This window comes from Vibrio sp. Y176, assembly GCF_033438945.1.
On the sequence record NZ_JAWOQS010000352.1, the window covers coordinates 1 to 799 of the forward strand.

Genomic DNA, 799 nt, shown 5'->3' on the forward strand with positions numbered 1-799 from the left:
GCCGTAGCGTTGCAGTACCAGTAGAGTTTCAACCAATGAGCCCGCTTCCTGGGAGGTCGACATAATCAACGTCGTTTTGGCTGGAATTTGTGTTGAGACTTCAACTGGTTTACGCGCGACGACAATAAAGCGTGTGTGGTTTTCGGTTTGGTTTGCGATGTTGCCTTGGATCGCTTGCAGGCCGTACAACTTACCACTTGAAGCATTACCAATTGCGGCCACATCATCACGATTCATCTCTTGGACTTTTTGCATCGCGTCTGCTGTGCTTGCGCAAGACTCAAGTTTCACGCCTTTCATACGGCTTAAGAATTCGCTGCACTGTTGGTGCGGTTGCGGATGCGAGTACAGTGTTTTGATGTCTTCGAGGCGAATGTCTTTCGTTGCAACTAAGCAGTGCTCGATAGGTTGAGTCAGCTCACCAACAATATACAGCGTGGTGTGTTGCAGTAGGTCATATACTTCATTGATCGAGCCCGAGCTGGTGTTTTCGATGGGCAGCACACCGTAATCAGCATGGCCAGATTCCACCGTTCGAGTCACTTCTTTGAAATGCTCACAATTTAGCTCGATAAGCTCGGTATTTTTACGACTGAAATATTCGCGGCTTGCCAAGTGCGAGTAAGAACCTTTGGCTCCCAAGAAAGCGACGCGTGCAAGTGGCTTGCGGCTTTGTTGCGGGTTAACAAGGTTTTGCAGATAACCTTGTTGAAGTAAGACCGAATCTTCAATGATGGTGTGGAAAAGTTTGGTGATGTACTGAGCGTCGAGTTCGTATTTGTCTCGGCCGTTGGAAATC

The 799-nt window shown here is 48.2% G+C and carries 1 protein-coding gene; it reads right to left on the reverse strand.

The window, feature by feature from the left end:
• On the reverse strand, positions 1-799 hold a 799-nt coding region (locus R7O13_RS26020; RefSeq protein ID WP_318305092.1), incomplete at both ends, for a prephenate dehydratase domain-containing protein.